15 protein-coding genes are annotated in these 17,845 nt (G+C 74.2%); 4 read left to right on the top strand and 11 right to left on the bottom strand.

Going from position 1 to position 17,845, the window contains the following annotated elements:
* Positions 1-21: 21 nt before the first annotated feature.
* Complete coding sequence (locus tag ACFPQ9_RS36090; RefSeq protein WP_380862877.1) at positions 22-1,689, top strand: MFS transporter; 1,668 nt, start codon at positions 22-24, stop codon at positions 1,687-1,689.
* A gap of 220 nt (positions 1,690-1,909) precedes the next feature.
* Here the strand turns inward: ACFPQ9_RS36090 and ACFPQ9_RS36085 are convergent, their stop codons facing one another.
* The 6 genes from ACFPQ9_RS36085 to ACFPQ9_RS36060 all read right to left on the bottom strand — a co-directional run bounded on the left by ACFPQ9_RS36085 (position 1,910) and on the right by ACFPQ9_RS36060 (position 10,881).
* Positions 1,910-2,560 carry a TetR/AcrR family transcriptional regulator gene (locus ACFPQ9_RS36085; protein ID WP_380862875.1) on the bottom strand — a complete coding sequence of 217 codons (651 nt, stop codon included), beginning with the start codon at positions 2,558-2,560 and terminating at the stop codon, positions 1,910-1,912.
* 84 nt (positions 2,561-2,644) lie between these two features.
* On the bottom strand, positions 2,645-3,892 hold the full coding sequence (locus tag ACFPQ9_RS36080) for a sensor histidine kinase (RefSeq protein ID WP_380862873.1): 1,248 nt from the start codon (positions 3,890-3,892) through the stop codon (positions 2,645-2,647).
* Between the two features lie 111 nt (positions 3,893-4,003).
* Entirely contained in the window at positions 4,004-6,208 is a 2,205-nt protein-coding gene (locus ACFPQ9_RS36075; protein WP_380862871.1) for an MMPL family transporter, read from the bottom strand.
* A 161-nt stretch (positions 6,209-6,369) separates the two neighbouring features.
* On the bottom strand, positions 6,370-7,644 hold the full coding sequence (locus ACFPQ9_RS36070; protein ID WP_380862941.1) for a vWA domain-containing protein: 1,275 nt from the start codon (positions 7,642-7,644) through the stop codon (positions 6,370-6,372).
* Positions 7,645-8,060: 416 nt separating this feature from the next.
* Positions 8,061-9,353 carry an AAA family ATPase gene (locus ACFPQ9_RS36065; protein WP_380862869.1) on the bottom strand — a complete coding sequence of 431 codons (1,293 nt, stop codon included), beginning with the start codon at positions 9,351-9,353 and terminating at the stop codon, positions 8,061-8,063.
* 58 nt (positions 9,354-9,411) lie between these two features.
* Positions 9,412-10,881: a hypothetical protein gene (locus ACFPQ9_RS36060; RefSeq protein WP_380862867.1), complete on the bottom strand. Its 1,470-nt coding sequence runs from the start codon at positions 10,879-10,881 to the stop codon at positions 9,412-9,414.
* A 211-nt stretch (positions 10,882-11,092) separates the two neighbouring features.
* Between ACFPQ9_RS36060 and ACFPQ9_RS36055 the strand changes: the two genes are divergently transcribed.
* Complete coding sequence (locus tag ACFPQ9_RS36055) at positions 11,093-12,037, top strand: expansin EXLX1 family cellulose-binding protein (protein ID WP_380862865.1); 945 nt, start codon at positions 11,093-11,095, stop codon at positions 12,035-12,037.
* A 15-nt stretch (positions 12,038-12,052) separates the two neighbouring features.
* Here ACFPQ9_RS36055 and ACFPQ9_RS36050 read toward each other — a convergent pair whose 3' ends face one another.
* From ACFPQ9_RS36050 to ACFPQ9_RS36035, 4 genes are all read right to left on the bottom strand, one after another.
* Positions 12,053-12,583, bottom strand: coding sequence for a hypothetical protein (locus tag ACFPQ9_RS36050; RefSeq protein WP_380862863.1), 531 nt, complete (start codon positions 12,581-12,583; stop codon positions 12,053-12,055).
* Positions 12,567-13,058, bottom strand: coding sequence for an RNA polymerase sigma factor (locus ACFPQ9_RS36045; RefSeq protein ID WP_380862861.1), 492 nt, complete (start codon positions 13,056-13,058; stop codon positions 12,567-12,569). The genes ACFPQ9_RS36050 and ACFPQ9_RS36045 overlap by 17 nt, the downstream gene beginning before the upstream one ends.
* Before the next feature lie 125 nt (positions 13,059-13,183).
* Positions 13,184-13,831: a class F sortase gene (locus tag ACFPQ9_RS36040; protein ID WP_380862859.1), complete on the bottom strand. Its 648-nt coding sequence runs from the start codon at positions 13,829-13,831 to the stop codon at positions 13,184-13,186.
* Positions 13,828-14,214, bottom strand: coding sequence for a sortase-dependent protein (locus ACFPQ9_RS36035; protein ID WP_380862857.1), 387 nt, complete (start codon positions 14,212-14,214; stop codon positions 13,828-13,830). Before ACFPQ9_RS36035 ends, ACFPQ9_RS36040 begins: the two co-directional genes overlap by 4 nt.
* A gap of 178 nt (positions 14,215-14,392) precedes the next feature.
* Here ACFPQ9_RS36035 and ACFPQ9_RS36030 point away from each other — a divergent pair, with 178 nt between their 5' ends.
* Positions 14,393-14,815, top strand: coding sequence for a DUF6153 family protein (locus tag ACFPQ9_RS36030; protein ID WP_380862855.1), 423 nt, complete (start codon positions 14,393-14,395; stop codon positions 14,813-14,815).
* 111 nt (positions 14,816-14,926) lie between these two features.
* Positions 14,927-15,700, top strand: a complete 774-nt coding sequence (locus ACFPQ9_RS36025) for a DUF305 domain-containing protein (protein WP_380862853.1) — start codon at positions 14,927-14,929, stop codon at positions 15,698-15,700.
* A gap of 48 nt (positions 15,701-15,748) precedes the next feature.
* Here ACFPQ9_RS36025 and ACFPQ9_RS36020 read toward each other — a convergent pair whose 3' ends face one another.
* A complete protein-coding gene (locus ACFPQ9_RS36020; protein ID WP_380862851.1) occupies positions 15,749-17,710 on the bottom strand; it encodes a right-handed parallel beta-helix repeat-containing protein in 1,962 nt (653 codons plus the stop codon).
* Between the last annotated feature and the right edge of the window lie 135 nt (positions 17,711-17,845).

Raw genomic sequence — 17,845 nt, 5'->3', positions numbered from 1 at the left:
CGCGGCCCCCTGGGAGTCCCCGTGCCCTTCCTTGCCAACACACCCGTCGAGAAGATGACCGGGCCGTACACCCGGCGCTGGTGGGCCCTGCTCGTGCTCTGCCTGAGCCTGCTGATCGTCGTCATGGCCAACACGTCGCTGATCGTGGCCGCGCCCGACATGACCCGCGATCTGGACCTGAGCAGCAGCGACCTCCAGTGGGTCATCGACGGCTACACCGTCCCGTACGCCGCGCTGATGCTCGTGCTGGGCGCGCTCGGCGACAAGTACAGCCGCCGCGGCGCGCTCATCACCGGCCTGCTGATCTTCGCGGGCGGCTCGGTGATGGGCAGCCTCGTCGACGAGACCGGCCTGGTCATCACCGCCCGCGCGGTCATGGGCGTCGGCGCCGCCGTCGTCATGCCGGCCACCCTGTCCCTGCTGGTCGCGATCTTCCCGCGCGAGGAACGGGCGAAAGCCATCACCGGCTGGACCGCCACCTCGGGCCTCGCCATCGCCGTGGGCCCCCTGGTCGCCGGCTGGCTCCTGGAGGACCACGCCTGGGGTTCGACCTTCCTGATCAACGTCCCCATCGCGCTCGTCGCCGCCGTCGGCGCGCTGGCGCTCGTGCCGCCGTCGAAGGCACAGGGCATGGGGCGGATCGACTACGTGGGCGGTCTGCTGTCCATCGTCTCCGTGGGCTCGCTGGTCTACGCGGCCATCGAGGGCCCGCACTTCGGCTGGGGCACCGGCCCGATCGCCGCGGCCGTGGCCGCCGGGGCCGGACTGGTCGCCTTCGTCGCCTGGGAGCTGCGCCACCCGCACCCCATGCTGGACGTGCGCAGGTTCGGCCGGCGGCCGTTCAGCGGCTCGATGCTCGCGGTGCTGTTCTTCTTCTTCGGCACCTTCGGCGCGCTCTACTACGCCACCCAGTACCTCCAGTTCGTGCTCGGCTACGGCGCGCTGGAGACCGGTGTACGGCTGCTGCCGCTGGCCGGTGCCGTGTTCGTCGGCGCCGCGGTGACCGGGCGGCTGACGCCGAAGCTCGGGGTGAAGGCGATGGTCGTCACCGGCATGCTGATCGGCACCGCCGGGGTGTTCCTGCTCACCCGGATCGAGTCGGGCTCGACGTACACCGACTTCCTGGCCCCGCTGGTCATGCTGGGCTTCGCGATCGGGCTGAGCGTGTCCCCGGCCACCGACACGATCATGGGCTCCTTCCCCGAGTCGGAGCTGGGCGTCGGCGGCGGCGCCAACGACACCTCGCTGGAGCTGGGCGGTGCCCTGGGCATCGCGATCCTCGGTTCACTGCTGGGCACCGCGTACCGCGACAAGCTCACCGCCCTGGTCGGCGGCCAGTTGCCGCAGGCCGCGCTGGACACGGCCAAGGACTCGGTGGGCGCCGGGCTGGCGGTCGCCGGTGAGGTCGCGAAGAACCCGGCGGGCGGTCCTCAGCAGGCCCAGGCCCTGCTCGACGCGGTCCACGAGGCCTTCGCCCACGGCGTCGCCCAAACCAGCCTCATCGGCGGGATCATCATGGCCGCCGGCACGCTGATCGTCCTCGCGGTCCTGCCGGGCCGCCGGGCGGCGGAGCCGCGCGACATCGAACCCGGCACGACCGATGAGTCCCGGCAGCCGCGGGAGTCAGAGGAAGCAGAGAAGTCGACGGAAGCGACCGAACCGCGGGAGGCCCGCTCGGGCACCGCCTGAGCGCCGGCCACCCCGGACGGGCCGTGCCTTGAGCGGCGCACGGCCCCGGACGGTGCCGGGAGGGGACGCCCGGCACCGTCCTCTTCATGTGCCGGCTCCGATCAGCCGCCGGCCGTGCCGCTCCGACCAGCGCCGTCGCCCGCTAGGCCGGCTCGGCCTGGGAAGGACAGCCGCAGCGGGCACCCGGTCCGGACCGCGCCGCGGGGACACACCGGCCCGATCAGGCGTCGGTGGTGCCCCGGGCCGGCTCAGGGGCGACCGCCTCGACCACCGACTTCGCCCGCTCCTCCGGCACGCCGGTCGCGATCAGCAGGGCGGTGGCGACGCGGGTTCCGTCGTCCTCCAGCAGGCCGTCGTTGACCGACTCCAGCAGGGCGACCGTCATCGCTTCGAGGCCCGCGCTCAGCGCCTCGGCCGGCAGGTGGGCGTGGAAGACGCCCTCGCGCCGGCCCCGCTCCAGGATCGCCGTGGCCGTCGCGCGGGCCGGGGCCAGCACCTCGGCCACCCGCTGCGCGCCCAGATCGCGCCTGGCCAGCGACAGCAGCAGCCGGTAGCGGTCGCCGACCGGCCACAGCGAGAACACGAACCCGGCGAACGCCCGCTCGGCCGGCTCGGACTCCGCGAACGCCGCGCCTTCCGCCAGCGCACTGCGCAACGCCTCGGACGCCTCCTGCGCGAGGGCTTCGAGGAGCGCCTCACGGCCCGGGAAGTGGCCGAACAGGGTGCGTCGTACGACACCCGCGGCCCGTGCCAGCTCCTCCAGCGTGGCGTCCGGGTTCCGGCCGAGCTCCTGGCGGGCCGTGGCCAGGATGCGCTCCCGGTTGGCCCGCGAATTGCGCCGCAACGGCTCGCGGACGACGGGCTTGGTCACGGGAACCTCGATGGATCGGATACGGACGGGGCGTACGCGGATTCTCGCACGTGGGCCCCGCCTCGCACGTGGGCCCCGCCCCCCTCAGACGGTCGTCGCCTCCGGCCCGGCGCCGTGCGCCTGCAACGGCAGGGCGGTCGTGACCTCGAAGCCTCCCTCGGGGCGAGGACCCGCCCGGAGTTCGCCGCCGATGGACTGGGCGCGTTCACGCATGCCCATGACGCCGAAGCCATGGCTCTGCACCGTCCCGGCGAGGAGGGCCCGGGTGGTGGCGGGGCCGTCGTTGGTGACGGTGATGCGCAGGCGGGAGCCGGAGTAGGCGAGCCGTACGCAGGCCGCCTCCGTGGTGGCGTGCTTGGTGACGTTGGTCAGGGCCTCCTGCACGATCCGGAACGCGGTCAGGTCCACACCAGGGGACAGCGGCTGCGGCTCCCCCTCCGTGGCGACGACGACGCTCACCCCCACGGACGCGCAGGCCGCGACCAGCTCGGGCAGCCGGGCCAGTCCGGGCGACGGCTCCAGCGGCGGGGAGTCCGGGTCGCCGCTCTGCCGCAGCAGCCCCAGCGTCGCCTTCAGCTCGCGCAGCGCGGCGGAGGTGGTGCCGTTGAGATCGGTGAGGATCTTCTGCGTCTGCTCCGGGTCGGTCAGCGCCAGGTGCGCGGCCGTGCCGGCCTGGGCGTTGGCCAGGGCCATGTGGTGGGCGACGACGTCGTGCAGCTCACGGGCGATGCGCATGCGCTCCTCTGTGACCCGCAGCCGCGCCTCCTCCTCGCGGGTGCGTTCGGCGTGCTCGGCACGGGCCTGCACCGCCGCCAGGTAGGCGCGCCGCAGCCGGGTCATGTTGCCTGCGGCCAGCGGCAGCAGCAGCCAGAAGAACGGGCCGATGGTCCGCAGCAGCAGCGAGACGTGGTCCATGGAGTCGGACATCGCCGCCGCGGCCGTCACCGCGACCATGGTGGCGATGCCGTAGACACGGGTGGTCCCGCGGTCGGTGTGGGTCGCCAGCCAGTAGAGCGCCGCCATGACGGGTGCCAGCAGCAGGGGGGTGAGGAGGTAGCCCAGCGCGATCACGACGACCGTGCACACGGCGGTCACCGCGACCGCGGTCCGCGGATGGCGGCGGTGCCTGAGCAGGGCGAGACAGGCCACGCCCAGCAGGACGGAGGCGGTCGTGTCCTGGTCCGGCGGTTCGGCGCCGGGCAGGGTGAGCATGCTGCCGAGGGTCGCGGAACCCATCAGCGCCGCGGCCAGGACCACGTCGACGACGACGGGGTTGCGGCCCGAGAAACTCTCCAGGCGGTCCGCGTAGCGCCGCTCCGGGGTGGTGATCATGGTGCTCTCCGGTCGGTGGGCTGGGTCCATGGTGGACGCCTCCGGGTGCGAACGGACCCCGGGACCGCCCGTGTCCTCGGTCACGGGCGGTCCCGGGGTGGAGCGGCCGGATCAGGTGCGCGCCGGTTCCAGGTCGGCCGGGACCCGATCCGGTGTCCCGGCCCGGCGGCCGAGCGCCTCGCCCTCCACGTCGACCCGGGGCAGGATCCGGTCCAGCCACTTCGGCAGCCACCAGGCCCGGTCGCCGAGCAGCGCGAGCACGGCGGGCACGATCGCCATCCGGACGACGAACGCGTCCAGCAGCACGGCGGAGGCGAGCCCGAACCCGATCATCTTGATCATGGAGTCGCTCTCCCCGATGAACCCGGCGAACACCGCGATCATGATCAGGGCGGCGGCCACGACCACACGGGCGCTGTGCCGGAAGCCGGACGTGACGGCCTCGGACGCCGACTCGCCGTGGACGTACGCCTCCCGCATCCGCGAGACGAGGAAGACCTCGTAGTCCATGGCGAGTCCGAAGACGATGCCGACCAGGAAGATCGGCATCAGGCTCATGATCGGCCCGGTCTGCTCCACGCCCAGCAGTTCGGCGCCGTGGCCCTGCTGGAAGACCACGACGACCGCGCCGAGGGAGGCCAGCACCGACAGCAGGAAGCCGGCGGCCGCCTTCAGCGGGACGAGCAGCGAACGGAAGACCACCAGCAGCAGCACGACCGCGAGGCCGACCACGACGACCAGATACGGCACCAGCGCGGCCTGCACCTTGTCGGCGATGTCGATGTTCATCGCGGTGGTGCCGGTGACCTCGAAGGTCGCCCCGGTCTCGGCCTCCGTCCCCGGGCGCCCGCCGCGGATGGTGGTCACCAGGTCCTTGGTCCTCTCGTCGGTCGGCGCGGTGGCCGGCACGACGGAGAACACGGCGGTGTCGCCGGCCTCGTTGAAGCGGGCGGGGGAGACGGACACGACGCCCTCGGTGCCGGCGATCTCCCGGGAGACGGTGGTGACGGCGCCCTTCGCGTCGCTGTCGCCCTTGGCGTCCACGACGACGGTCAGCGGCCCGTTGAAGCCCGGCCCGAACGCCTCGGCGAGCGCGTCGTAGGCCCGCCGCTCGGTGGTGGACGTCGCCTTGGCCTCGTCGCCGGGCATGCCCAGCTGGAGCTGCGTCATCGGCACGGCGAGCGCGCCGAGGCCCACGACGCCGAGGAGCAGCACGGGAAGGGGCCGCCGCAGCACGAACCGCGCCCACCGCGTGCCGCCGTTGTCGTTGCCGCTCTCCTCCATACGGCCGCTTTTGCGGGCCCGCCGCGGGAGCACGGCGTTGGGCCAGAAGCCGAGGAACGCGGGCACGAGCGTCAGCGCCACGAGTACGGCGACGACGACCGCGCCCGCCGCGGCCAGGCCCATCTTGGTGAGCATCGGAATGCCGACGACCGAGAGTCCGGCGAGCGCGATGACGACGGTGAGCCCGGCGAAGACGACCGCGGATCCGGCCGTACCGGCGGCGAGTCCGGCGGCCTCCTGGGGAGTGCGGCCCTTGGCGCGTTCCTCGCGGTAGCGCGAGACGACGAACAGGGCGTAGTCGATGCCGACCGCGAGGCCCAGCATCATCGCGAGCGTGCCGGTGGTGGTGGACAGGCCGAGCGCCTGGGACAGGACGAGGATCGTGGCCATGCTGACGCCGACGCCCACGACCGCGGTCAGCAGCGGCAGCCCGGCTGCGGCCAGCGAACCGAACGTCACGAGCAGCACCACGGCGGCTATCGCCATGCCGATCACCTCGGCGGCGCCGCCCGCGCCACCGCCGTCGTCCATCGCGCTCCCGCCGGCCTCGACGGTCAGTCCGCTGTCGCGGGCGTCGTCGAGCGCCTTCTCCAGGTGGGTGCGGCCGGCGTCGGTGAGGTCGTCGGAGGCGACCTTGTAGGTGACGGTCGCGTAGGCGGTGGTGCCGTCCCTGCTCACGGTCTTCGCCCGGAACGGATCGACGACGGACGCCACCTGCGAGCCGTCGCCCAGCTCGGCCACGGCCTCCTCGACGGCCTTCTTGTGGGCGGCGGCGGTGACCTTCTCGCCGTCCGGCGCGACGAAGACGACCCGCGCGGTGGCGCTGTCGGCCGTCGCCCCCGGGAACCGCTCCTCCATCAGGTCGTACGCCTTCTGGGACTCGATCCCCGGCATGGAGAAGCCCTCGTCGGCGGCGCCCGGGGCCTTCAGCGCGCCCAGGCCGACGGCGGCCAGGACGGCCGCCCAGACCAGAGCGACGTACCAGCGCCGCCGGAAGGCCAGACGGCCCAGTCGATACAGGAAAGTAGCCACGGCAAGGGGTCTCCACATCTGGGACTCGAACGTGTGCCCAGGCTCTCGGGGAGGGGGGTGCCGTGTCGTCGTGCGGATGCCGACAATCGCCGGTACTGAGAACGCAGTACGGGAGGGGGGCGGGTCCGCCGGGAGTACGACCGCCCGGTAGGACCCTGGTCTCACCTCCCCCTGGCACCCGACCCGATCTCGACCACCCGCGCCCAGGCCGGTGGGGTGTCCGGCACGTAGTCGGGGTCTTCCTCGTCGCCCGCTCCGCCGCGTGAGCGCGGGAGGCGGGGAAACAGCCCGACCACCGTCCGGCACGGCGGCCGGGTGCTCGGCCACGGGGTCTGACCGTCCGTCAGGGCGACGACGACATCGGGCCGGGGCCGGGCCCGCAGCGCGGTCGCGAAGCCCGCGCGCAGATCCGTGCCGCCGCCCCCGACCAGCGGAATCCCCTCGGCGCGGCACACCCGGTGCACATCGCCGGCCGCCGCGTCGCACGACACCACGCTGACCAGGTCGGAACGCCCGCCCACGGCACGGGAGATCGCGGCGACCTCCAGCAGGGCACTGCCCAGTTCGGCGTCGCTGACCGAGCCGGAGGTGTCGACGACGACACAGACGTGCGGCGGCCGGCGCCGCAGGCTCGGCAGGACCGCGCCGGGCACGGAGGTGGAGCGGCGCGAGAGCCGGCCGTAGGTGTAGTCCTCGCCCGCGCCGGGGGCGGAAGCGGCCGACCGTACCGCCGCGCCGAGCAACTGCCTCCAGGGCTGCGGCGGATGGAAGGCCTCCTCCGCCCACCGCTGCCAGCCGTCGGGGGCGCTGCCCGGGCGGCCGGTGATGCCCTGCGCCACCCGGAACCGGACGGCGTCCCGTTCCTGAGGGCTCAGCCCGTGCGCGCCGTCCGGCCCCAGATCCCAGCCCCGCTCCAGGCCGTCGGCGCCGCTGCCGCAGTCCAGCCAGGCCAGGTCCTGCATGCGCGGGCCCAGCCGGAACTGGCGCAGATAGTCCTCCATCAGCTCGCCGTCGCGCAGCATCAGGCTCGCCGGGTCGACGGCGCCCTCGGGCCGGGCAAGGCCGTCCCCGTACACGTCGTCGTTGATCTCGCAGTCCGCGGCGATGTTCATCCGCAGCCGCTCCCCCGGCCCGGTCAGCCCGCGCTCCCGCGCCACCCGGTCGCTGCGCCCGTGATGGTCCCGCAGCAGATGCGACACCTCGTGCACCCACACCCCGGCCAGCTCCTCCACCGGAGTGCTCCTCACGAACCCCGGCGACACATAGCACCGCCAGTGCCGATCGACCGCCATCGTCGGCACCGACCGCGACTCGACGACATGCAGAGCGAAGAGGGCGGTCGCGAGATAGGGCCGGACTCGTGCGGCGTGCAGCCGGGCGGAGAAGAGCTTGTCCCGATCGAGAGGCAGGACCGCCCCACCCCGCCCCCCGGGCAGGACGTCCCGCCGCCATCGGTCCTGGCCATGGTCCCGGTCCTGGCCATGGTCCCGGTCTGGGCCATGGTCCCGGTCTGGGCCATGGTCCCGGTCTGGGCCATGGTCCCGGTCCTGGCCATGGTCCCGGTCCCGGTCTCGGTCCGGGCCCCGGTCGAGGTCTCCGTCGAGGTCCCTGTACCGGTCCCGGTCTGGGCCACGGTCGCGGTCGCGATCCGGGGCGGGGGTGAGGGCCGCAACCGGGGCGACGGGCGGGACCGGGCCATGGTCCCCGTGACGGCTGCGGTCCGGTGCAGGGGCTGGGGCAGGGGCTGGGGCAGGGGCTGGGGCAGGGGCTGGGGCAGGGGCCGGGGCTGGGGCAGGGGCTGGGGTCTGGGCTGGGGCCGGGGCTGGGGCCTGGGCCGGGTGTCCGTCGTGGGTCATCGGCGTCCCGCCTTCCGCCTCGCCGCGGTCTCCGCCGTTCCGGCCGCCGCCCGGTCCGCTCGGTGGGACAGGGTCACGACGCCGGAGAGGCGTTCGATCGACGTCGGGACGTCCCAGTCCTCCCGGCGCAGGGAGGCGAGGGTGCTTGCGGGGACGACGATCAGGTCCGGGGCGCCGGTCTCCAGGGCGCGGACCAGCAGGGCCCAGGCCGCGTCCCAGCGGGCCTTGTCCGGACGGGCCCGTACCGCTTCCACCACACCGTCCAGCGCGGCCTGCCGCAGATCCCCGCGTTCGGGCAGCTCGGCACCCGACGGGTCGGCGAGCAGCAGCTCCGGGTCCGGCAGGTCCATCCGGTCGACGCACGCCAGCAGTTCAAGGCCGGGCCCGTCCCCCACGGTGCCCCGCACCAGCATCGACAGCACCTCCCGCGAGGACCCGGCGGCGGTGGCGAAGGCGACCAGTGACTGGGTCATCTCCCAGCTGCGCGGCGACGGCCAGGCCCCACCCCGTCGTGCCTCCCCGCTCGGCAGCCGGTGCACGAGCGCCGGACGCCCCGACAGCAGCCCGCCCACCGCGCGCCGCGCGAAGTCCACGGCGTCGGCCAGCCTTTCGGGGTCGAGCCGGGGCAGGGTCGCCCGGGGCCAGGTCCCACCGAGTCCGCGTACGACGACCTCGTGGTCGTGGGCCCACTGCAGATGCACGAACCGGTTGGCCAGCGGCGCGCTCAGTTCCCAGCCGTCGGCGGCCGAGGAGCGCGGGTTGGCGGCGGCCACGATCCGCACCCCGGCCGGCAGCCGCAACGCCCCGACCCTGCGCTCCAGCACCAGCCGTAGCAGCGCGGCCTGTACGGCGGGCGGCGCGGTCGACAACTCGTCCAGGAACAGCAGCCCCCGCCCGGCCTTCACCAGCCGTACGGCCCAGTCCGGCGGCGCCATCGGCACGCCCTGCTCGGCCGGGTCGTCCCCGACGACGGGCAGCCCGGAGAAGTCGGACGGTTCGTGGACGCTGGCGATCACCGTGGTCAGCGGCAGGTCGAGTTCGACGGCGAGCTGGGTGAGCGCGGCGGTCTTGCCGATCCCCGGCTCACCCCACAGCAGGACGGGCAGATCGGCGGCCACGGCCAGCGTGAGCGCTTCGAGCCGGGGGTCGGGCCGGGGTTCGGTCGTGGTGTCCCGCAGCAGCACCAACAGGTCTGCTGCCACGTCGAGTTGGGAGGGGGAAGGCGGGGAGGAGGAAGGTGCGGAGAGGGAAGGTGTGGAGGGAGAAGAGGGCAGGGTGCGAACGGGCATGTGTCATCACCATGGGTCTCGTGAGGGAGGCTGAGGAAGAAGGTGGGGGGCGCGCGGCTCAGGAGAAGGTCGCGTGCCGTGGGCGCGAGCGCCGGGAACCGGGCCGTCGGGGGACGTGCTCGTCGTAGCGGGCGGGTCCGGGGCGGGGACCGGCCAGCCCGGCCCGGAAGAGTCCGTACGTCACCCGCCGCCGAGCGATCGACTCCAGCTCGTCCCGCAACGCACCGTCACGCAGCATCGCGTCCGGCCCCAACAGCCCCTCGACGACGGCCAGCGCGCCCGCGATGTCGCCGTGCCAGAGGCGTTCACGCACGTCGGGCAGGCACTCGGGACGGCGGTGCGCGTCGTCGATGGCCTGGAGACAGGGCAGCGGGGTGCCGGTCAGCGCGGCGAGGAGTTCCTCGCGCCGGATCTCGTCGGGCGCGTGGTCCAGGGGCGCCAAAACCCCGTCGACCAGCCCGATCCGATGCCGGTCGCCCCGGCACCGCACGACCCGCACCGACCCGGCCCGCTCCGGCCCCGCGGCACGCCCCGCCCCGGAGTGCTCCGGTACGAGTGCGGCGGCGACCAGCGGATGCAGCCGGCCGGCGTCGATCGCACCGGCCCGCAGCAACTCCAGGTCGGGCAGGACCCAGGTCGCGGCGTCGGGCAGCACGGGCAGGGCGGACGAGGCGCGGGCGCCGCGCCCGGCGGACTCCACGATCCGCAGCCCACCCGCACCGCCACGACCGTCATCGGTCACCTCCAGCAGCAGCCGCTGCCGGTCCCCCAACCGCACGACCACGGCACCGGAGGACCGCCCCTCGGCACGCAGCAGCAGCGACGCCTCGTCGGCCCACCGGTCGACGGCACAGAGGGGCCCGTACGGAACGCCGTCACCCGGCGGTTCAGGACCCGCCCCGGCGCCACAACCGGCCCGGCTCCGCAGCTCACCGGCACGGCCGGCGTCCCAGAGGTGCCGGTGCAGATCGAGCCGGAACCGGCGGCTGGGCCGGGGGTGCGGGTGGGGATGGGGATCGGGGTGAGGATCGGGATGGAGATCCGGATCGGGGTCGGGATCGAGGGGTGCGTTCGGTGGGGCACCGCCGCCGCCCTGCCCGCGTCCCCCGTCCCACAGCGCCAGGCTGATCCGCTGGCCGGCGTCCGCCCACGCGGGCGGAGTCCGCACCACGAGTTGCAGCGGCTGCCGGCGTCCGCGGCCCGTGTCGCCGTACCGGGCGAGCGCCAGGGTCAGCCCCGGGCGCAGCAGCCCGTCGGGAGCGATCCGGGGCATGTGCCAGCGCAGCAGATCGGGGGCCAGAGCACGCAGATCGGCACGGACCCGGGCGGCTGCTTCCCGCCCGTACTCCCGTGCCAGGGACCGCAGATTGAGATCGACGTCGATTCCCGCGGCGGCACAGGCCCCCGCCCAGTCGCCGACGAGCCGGCGGGCGGTCGCGGTCTCGATCATGGAGGCCGGCACGGCGAACTCGCGCACGCGCGGCCAGAAGGAAACCCGGGGTTCCTCGTTCGCGTTCGGAGTGCCCATCAGCACTCACCTTGCGCGGACGGGTCCCCCAATCTGTCAACAGAGTGAGTCGTCATCGCGGCGAGCGTAGCGCCCAGCGCGCGAACACCGCGAGGGATTTTCCGCGCACCCGAATCCACGGCACCCTTCTCCGAACACCACGGCAACCTTTCCGGCACCAGCGGCCACTGACACATGGCCAGCTCTCACCGAACCGCCCAAGGACCCAGCTGTGGCATCCAGTTCCCGTTCCCGTTCCCGTCCCCATCGCCGGTCCCCGGGGAAGCGGCGTACCGCCCTCGTCGCCGCCGCCCTCGTCGCGACCGTCGCCGTGGCCGTATCCCTGGTCATGGCCCTGCGCCCCGACGGTGAGACCACGGCGGTCGAGTCACCGGCCGCGCCGGCCGCGTCCACCGCCCGCTCGGCAACGGCGACCCCGCGCTCGGCACCCACCCCGAAGCCGACACCCGAGCCGACCCCCACCACGAAGAGACCGGCGCCCGAGCCCTCCAAGGCGGCCGCCACGGCGACACCTCGACCCGCCTCGGCCTCCGCCCCGTTGGCGGGGCGGATCCGCCCAGGTGTCGACTACCGGGGAACCGCCACCTTCTACGACGCCGGAGACGGCGACGGCGCCTGCCTGTACGGCCCGACCGACGACGTCTTGACCGCGGCGATGAACACCACGGACTACGAGACCTCCAAGGCCTGCGGGGCGTACGTCCAGGTCCGTGCGGCGAGCGGCGCCACCGTCACGGTCCGGATCACCAACGAGTGCCCCCTGCCCTGCGCCCCCGGCCAACTCGACCTCAGCGCCCAGGCCTTCGCCAGGCTGGCCGCGCCCGTCACGGGGCAGATCCCGATCACCTGGCGGCTGCTGAGCCCGGCCGTCTCCGAGAAGATCTCGGTCCGCTACAAGACCGGCTCCAGCCGCTACTGGTGCGAGATCCAGGCGGTGGGCCACAGAAACCCCCTGGCCCGCCTGGAGGTGCGGACGGCCGGCGGCTGGCAGCGGCTGCCGCGCACCGAGTACAACCACTTCCTGTCCGAACAGGGCGCGGGCTGCGGGGCGGCGATCCGGCTCACGGACATCTACGGAGAGACGCTGACGGTCGACGGGCTCGCGATACGACCGGACGTGGCGCAGCCGACCGGGGTCCAGTTCGCGGCGCACTGACCCGCCACCACCTGACTACCCGGCGGACGGTGTCGCCCCGTCGCCGGCCCCGCGCGTCGGCTCCACCGACGGGCGGGCCGTGGGAGTCACCGTCGCGTCCGGCGTCCGCGAACCCACAGCCTGTGGATCGCGGGTGGGCACCGAGGTCGGTGTCCCGGGCCGCGGGGTCGGTGTCGGTGACGCCGTCCGGCCCGAGGGCGGGGTGCGGGTCGGGGACGCCGAGGGGGCCGGGGTGGAGGGCGAGGGGGTGGGCGGTGTCGTGCGGTCGCTCGTGGGCGGGGGCGCGAGCGGGGGCGTGGGGTTGGTGGGCACGTCCGGGCCGCTCGTGGTGAACGGCAGCGCGACCAGCAGCGCCAGGGCACAGGTCACGCCCACCCCGGTCGCCGTACGCACCAGGCGCCGGCGGGTCGCCTTGCGGCGCAGCGTCTCGTAGTGGCCGGGCGGTGGGGCGAGGTGGTCCGCGGGCGGGCGGAGGATGACCGCGAGGGGGTCGTCGGGGGCGAACTGCGGGCCGTCCACGTCGTCCTCGTCAAAGCGTGTGGTCAAGGCTTCTCCTCAGATGGACGCGGAGCAGTTCACGGGCCGCGTGCAGGTCGGCCTTGACGGTCCCTTCCTTGCGTCCGGTCAGCACGGACACCTCCCGGATCGGCATGTCAGCGTAGTAGTGGAGGAGGATCGGGGTGCGCAGTCGTTCGGGGAGGGACTGGACCAGCAGGCGCACCGACGGATCCGCCTGTTCCGTGTGCGCGTTGACGGCCGCCTCGGTGGTGGCCCGGCGCATCGCCCTGCGCTCGCGCTCCAGCTTGCGCCAGTGGTCCCGGACGAGGTTCGCGGCGGTGACGTAGAGGAAGCCGCGCGGTTCCTCCACGCGGCTCCAGCGGGCCCACAGCCTGGTGAAGGCCTCGGAGGCGATCTCGTGGGCCGTCTCGTCGTCGTCGACGAGACGGCGGCACCAGCCGGCCAGGCGCGGATACAGGGCAGCGAACAGCTCGGACGCTGCCTTGTCTCGGGACCGTTTCAACGCTCTCCATGGTCGGGACGGCGGAACGACGTTCGTGGCGCCGGCGCCTGCGGGCTCGTAGGGGAGGATGCCGGGCCGTCGGCTCGCGTTCCCTCGGCCGCCCGGCCCGGATCCCCCTCCTTCGGTCAAGGGGCCGCCGAGCTCAGCGACGCGAACACGATCACGTTGTCGCGGTACTCCTCACCCTCGCGCGGGCCGCCGCAGGTGATCAGCCGCAGCTCCGGGCGGTCGACGTCCCCGTAGACCTGCTCGGCCGGGAAGTCCGCCTTGGCCACGGTCCGTACGGCGCCGACCGCGAACTCCGCCGAGGAGCCGTCCTCCCGGCGCGCCACGATCCGGTCGCCGCGCCGCAGTTCCCCCAGGCGGCGGAAGACCCCGTCGCCGTAGGCACCGACCGTGACATGGCCGAGGATCACCGACGGGCCGACCTGGCCCGGCGTCGGGGAGTGCCGGTACCAGCCCGCCCGGTCGTCGGCGGTGATCGGCGGCACCTCCACGGTGCCGTCCCGCGCCAGGCCGAGCCCCATGACGGGGGTGTCGACGCCGATCGCGGGGATCCGCAGCCGGACCGGGGCCGAACGGCCCATCGCGCGCTTGGAGTTCGCGGCGGACGAGGAGCCGGAGGACGAGCCGTCGCCCGCCCCTTCCCGCCCCCTGGTCCTTCTGGCGCTCGCGCTCGCGTTCGCGTCCTGCTCCGTGGCCTGCCCGGCGCAGCCCACCAGCAGCGACGCCGTGGCCGCCGTGGTGAACGCCCGCCTGGTCAGGCCCGTCATGCCCCGGTCGCCCTCCGCCGCCGTACGACGAACGTCGTCGCGCCCCCGGCGAGGAGCAGCGCGGCGGCGCCACCGCCGATCAGTCCGCCGTTCCCGCTGCCGGTGTCCGAGGCCGGCGTCACGCCGGTGTCGGGCGCCCCGGACGGCCGGACGGAGACCTGTCCGCCGCCCGGCGCGCGGGTCGGCTCGGCCGACGGTGCCGTGGGGACGGGGGACGGGTGCCGGGTCGGTTCGGCGGTGGGGGTCGGCGAGGCCGTGGCCGAGGGGACCCGGGTCGGGCTGGGGACGGGGCTCGGGGTGGAAGAGTCGGCGAACGCGGGCGTGCCGGCCGCCAGTAGGGCCGTGCAGGTCAGTGCCAGGGCGCTGAACGTGGTGCGGCGCATGGACTCGCTCTCTTTCGTCGGTCCGCCGGTACTGCCGTACCCGGCGGGCTGGGTGACGGGTCGAGCGGAGAGACGAGGCAGCGATGGGGCAGGTTGTAAAGAGATGGCAAAGTCACCCGTGGGGTCACCTCCCCGTGGCCGATGAGTCGCTCGGGCGCGGCATACGTACGATGAGGGCGTGACAGCCCGTGCACCGCACCACCGTGCGCCGCGGCTCCCGATCCCGGGACCGTGGCGCATGCTTCTGCTGCTCGGGCTGCTCGCCGGTTTGTTCGGGATGCACGGACTCGGACCCGGCGACGTGGTCGCGGCGCACTCCGCACCGGGGCACGGGCACGCCCTCGCCATGAGCGGCCCCACGACGGCCATGACCGACGAGGCCGTCTGCCACGGCGACGGCACGAGCGGCGGACACGCCCAGCACGCCGACCCGACCTGCGCCTCCGGTGCCGTCGGCACCGGCCCCGCGCTCCCGGCCCTGGTGCCCGACCCGGCCGGGGCCGGCGTCACGGGCGCCCTCGACCGCCGCTCCCCGGCCGCGGTGCCGGACGGCGAACGCGCGCCTCCCTCACTGGCCGAACTGCAGATCCTGCGGACGTAGGACAAGGCCGAGCCGTCCCCCGCCACTGACGGGGCGCACGGCGCTCAGCCATGTCCGTGCCACGCCCCCGCGAGGGCGCGGCATCCCCCGCACACCGCAGGAGTCCTCAGCATGACCAGCACCAACCGCACGAACAGCACGACGCGTACGACGCGTACGACGCGTACGACGCGCACAAACAGCACGACCCGGACGACCCGGAGGCTCGTCCGGCGGACCGCCCTGGCCGCGACGGCCGTCACAGCGGCCCTCGTCCTCGCCGCGTGCGGCGGCGACGGCGACGGCGGCTCGGACGCCGCGGCCGACGCGCCCGCCTCGTCCTCCGCGAGCGCCGACGCGCACAACGACCAGGACGTCACCTTCGCGCAGGGCATGATCCCGCACCACCAGCAGGCGGTGCAGATGGCGGAGATGGCCGCCGACCGCGCCTCGTCCGCCGAGGTCAAGGACCTCGCCGAGCGGATCCGCACGGCCCAGGACCCGGAGATCCGGACCATGTCCGGCTGGCTGAAGTCCTGGGGTGAGGACGTGCCTTCGGCCGCGCCCGGCATGGACCACTCCGGTGGCTCAGGTCACTCCGGTGGCTCCGATGGCTCCGGTCATTCCGGTGGCTCCGATGGCTCCGGTCATTCCGGTGGCTCCGGGATGGCCGGGATGATGGACGCGAAGGACATGGACGGGCTCATGAAGGCGTCCGGCAATGCCTTCGACTCCCTGTTCCTCACCCTCATGGTCGAACACCACGAGGGCGCCGTGGAGATGGCCGGGACCGAGAAGGCCGAGGGCCGCTACGGCCCGGCGACCGAGCTGGCGGACGCCGTCGTCACCGCCCAGACGGCCGAGATCAAGGAGATGAACAAGCTGCTCGGCAAGACCGGGGGCTGACGCCCCGCCGGGCGGCGGCCCGGACCCCCGTCCCGGGCCGCCGCCCCCTCACTCCAGCCCCAGCGACCGCCGGTACGGCTCCCCAGGGCCCGCCCGGTCCACGATCGCCGCGCACGCCGGACGCGCCGCGCAGTCCGCGGCGGGGCCGGCCGGGCGCAGCAGGGTGTTGCCCCTGAACTCCAGGTTCTTCGGGTCGCCGCAGTCCGGTGCGGGCGGCCAGCCGCCGGGGTAGTCGCGGCGCGGCAGCCAGTCGGGGACGGTGTCGTCCCAGAAGTTGCCGTGGAAGCGGACGTCGCGCACGGGCCGGCCGCCCCAGTCCTCGCTGCACCCGCCGATCGAGGCCCGGTAGCCGTGCACGGCGTTGTCGCGCACGGTCATCCACCGGCTGCTGTCGTCGGTGTAGATGCCGACGTTCCAGATGCCCCAGGCACTGTCCGAGACCGCGTTTGCGCTGACCAGCGCGCCGTCCGCGTACGACGTGCCCTGCTCGCCGCGCAGATAGACGCCACCGCCGTCGGCAAGGAGCCGGTTGGTCGCGAACACCCTGTTGCCGACGATGCGGTTGCCGCTCATCAGACCGCGCACGTCCTCGGCGGGGCCGGAGAGGATGCCGCTGTAGGGCAGATGGTCGACCTGGTTGTGCGCGATGGTCGTCCGCCGGCTGCCGCCGTCCCAGATACCGGAGGAGGCGCTGTAGTCGGCCCCGGTGTGGTGGATCCAGTTGTTGCTGACGCGGTTGCCGCGGCTGGTGCCCTTGGTGTGGGGCGGCAGGACGCCGAGCGCGATGCCGCCGTCGGAGATGTCGGTGAAGAGGTTGCCGTCCACCGTGTTGTGCGCGCTGTACCCGGAGAACCGCAGCCCCTGGGCGCCGAGATGGACGAACCGGTTGCCCTGGAAGGTGATGCGTTCGGCGCCGTGGAAGGCGACGTTCCCGGGCACGGTGAGCAGCCTGGGCTCGTCACCCTCCCCCGGCCGCAGATACATGCTCCACGCGGCGGCGAATCCGGCGGGCTCGCTGGGCGCCGTCCAGCCGGCGTGCGCGAACGTCAGCCCCTTGAAGGCGATGTCGTGCACCGGCCGGCCCGCGCTGCCGCTCCCGCCGACCAGTGTCCGGAGCACCGGCGCCGTCACGTCCGTGCGCCGCATGTCCTCACCCGTCCTCGGCCGGTACAGCAGCCGGTGGTGACCGGGACGGGAGCGGTCGAGGTACCAGCTCCCGCGCCGGTCCAGGAAGCCGGGGGAGTTCTCGACGTCGGACGGCAGGGCGAGCAGCTCCGGCCCGTACAGTTCGCGGGCCATCCGCCAGCACGGCTGGTCCATGGTGATCGTCGATCCGCCGCCGGGGCCGCGCGAGATGTCCGCGATGCCGCAGCGGCCCTCCAGGTAGTCGAAGCGGAACCGCAGCTCCATGTCGCGGGGCGTCCGCCAGGTGCGGGGGACGGCGCTGGTGGTGGTGAGGCCGGTGCCGGTCACCTTGAGTCTGCCGGGGATCCCGTCGCCGAGACTCGCCCGGTCGGCGCGCCGGCCCGCCACGTACAGCTGCCGGGTCTCCAGCGCGCCGACGTCCGCCCGCCACACGCCCCGCCGCCGCGGATCGGGCCGCCAGCCCCCGATCTCCCGGCCACCGCTGAGGGTCACCGGTTCCTGCCGCGCGGTGCCGTGGCCGTACGCCTGGTAGACCACCCGGTGACCGCCCCGGCCGGAGTCGCCGGCCGCCTCCGACATGCGCAGCGGAGCGGTCAGCCGGTACGTCCCGCCGCGCAGGTTCACCACGATGTCCGAGGTCATCGTGGCCGTGCCGGCCCGCACCGCCTGCTGGGCACGCGCCGGTGTCGCGAACGGACGCTCGTAGGTGCCCGGCCATCGGTCGTTCCCCCAGGTCGCCACGTACAGCTGCCGCGCGTCCGGCCGGGTGTTCTGCGCCGGCACCGCGGGCGGGGCCGCCCAGGTCCCAACGGACAGCGCCACCGCCATCACCGACACGACCGCCCCGACCCGCAGGTACGCCATGTTCCCGCTCCTCCCGTTCGCCGGTCGTGTCCATGGTCGGGCGGGGGCGGGGCCGCGCGCGTCGGCCGATCGTCGCTCGCGGTGCCTCTTTGGTAGCTGTCGCGTCCTACGGAGGTTTCGGTCCCCGGCGGCACG

It is taken from the genome of Streptomyces coerulescens, from assembly GCF_042657965.1.
In the GTDB taxonomy this organism is placed as follows: Bacteria; Actinomycetota; Actinomycetes; order Streptomycetales; family Streptomycetaceae; genus Streptomyces; species Streptomyces coerulescens.
This window is presented reverse-complemented; position numbering and strand designations above follow the sequence as displayed.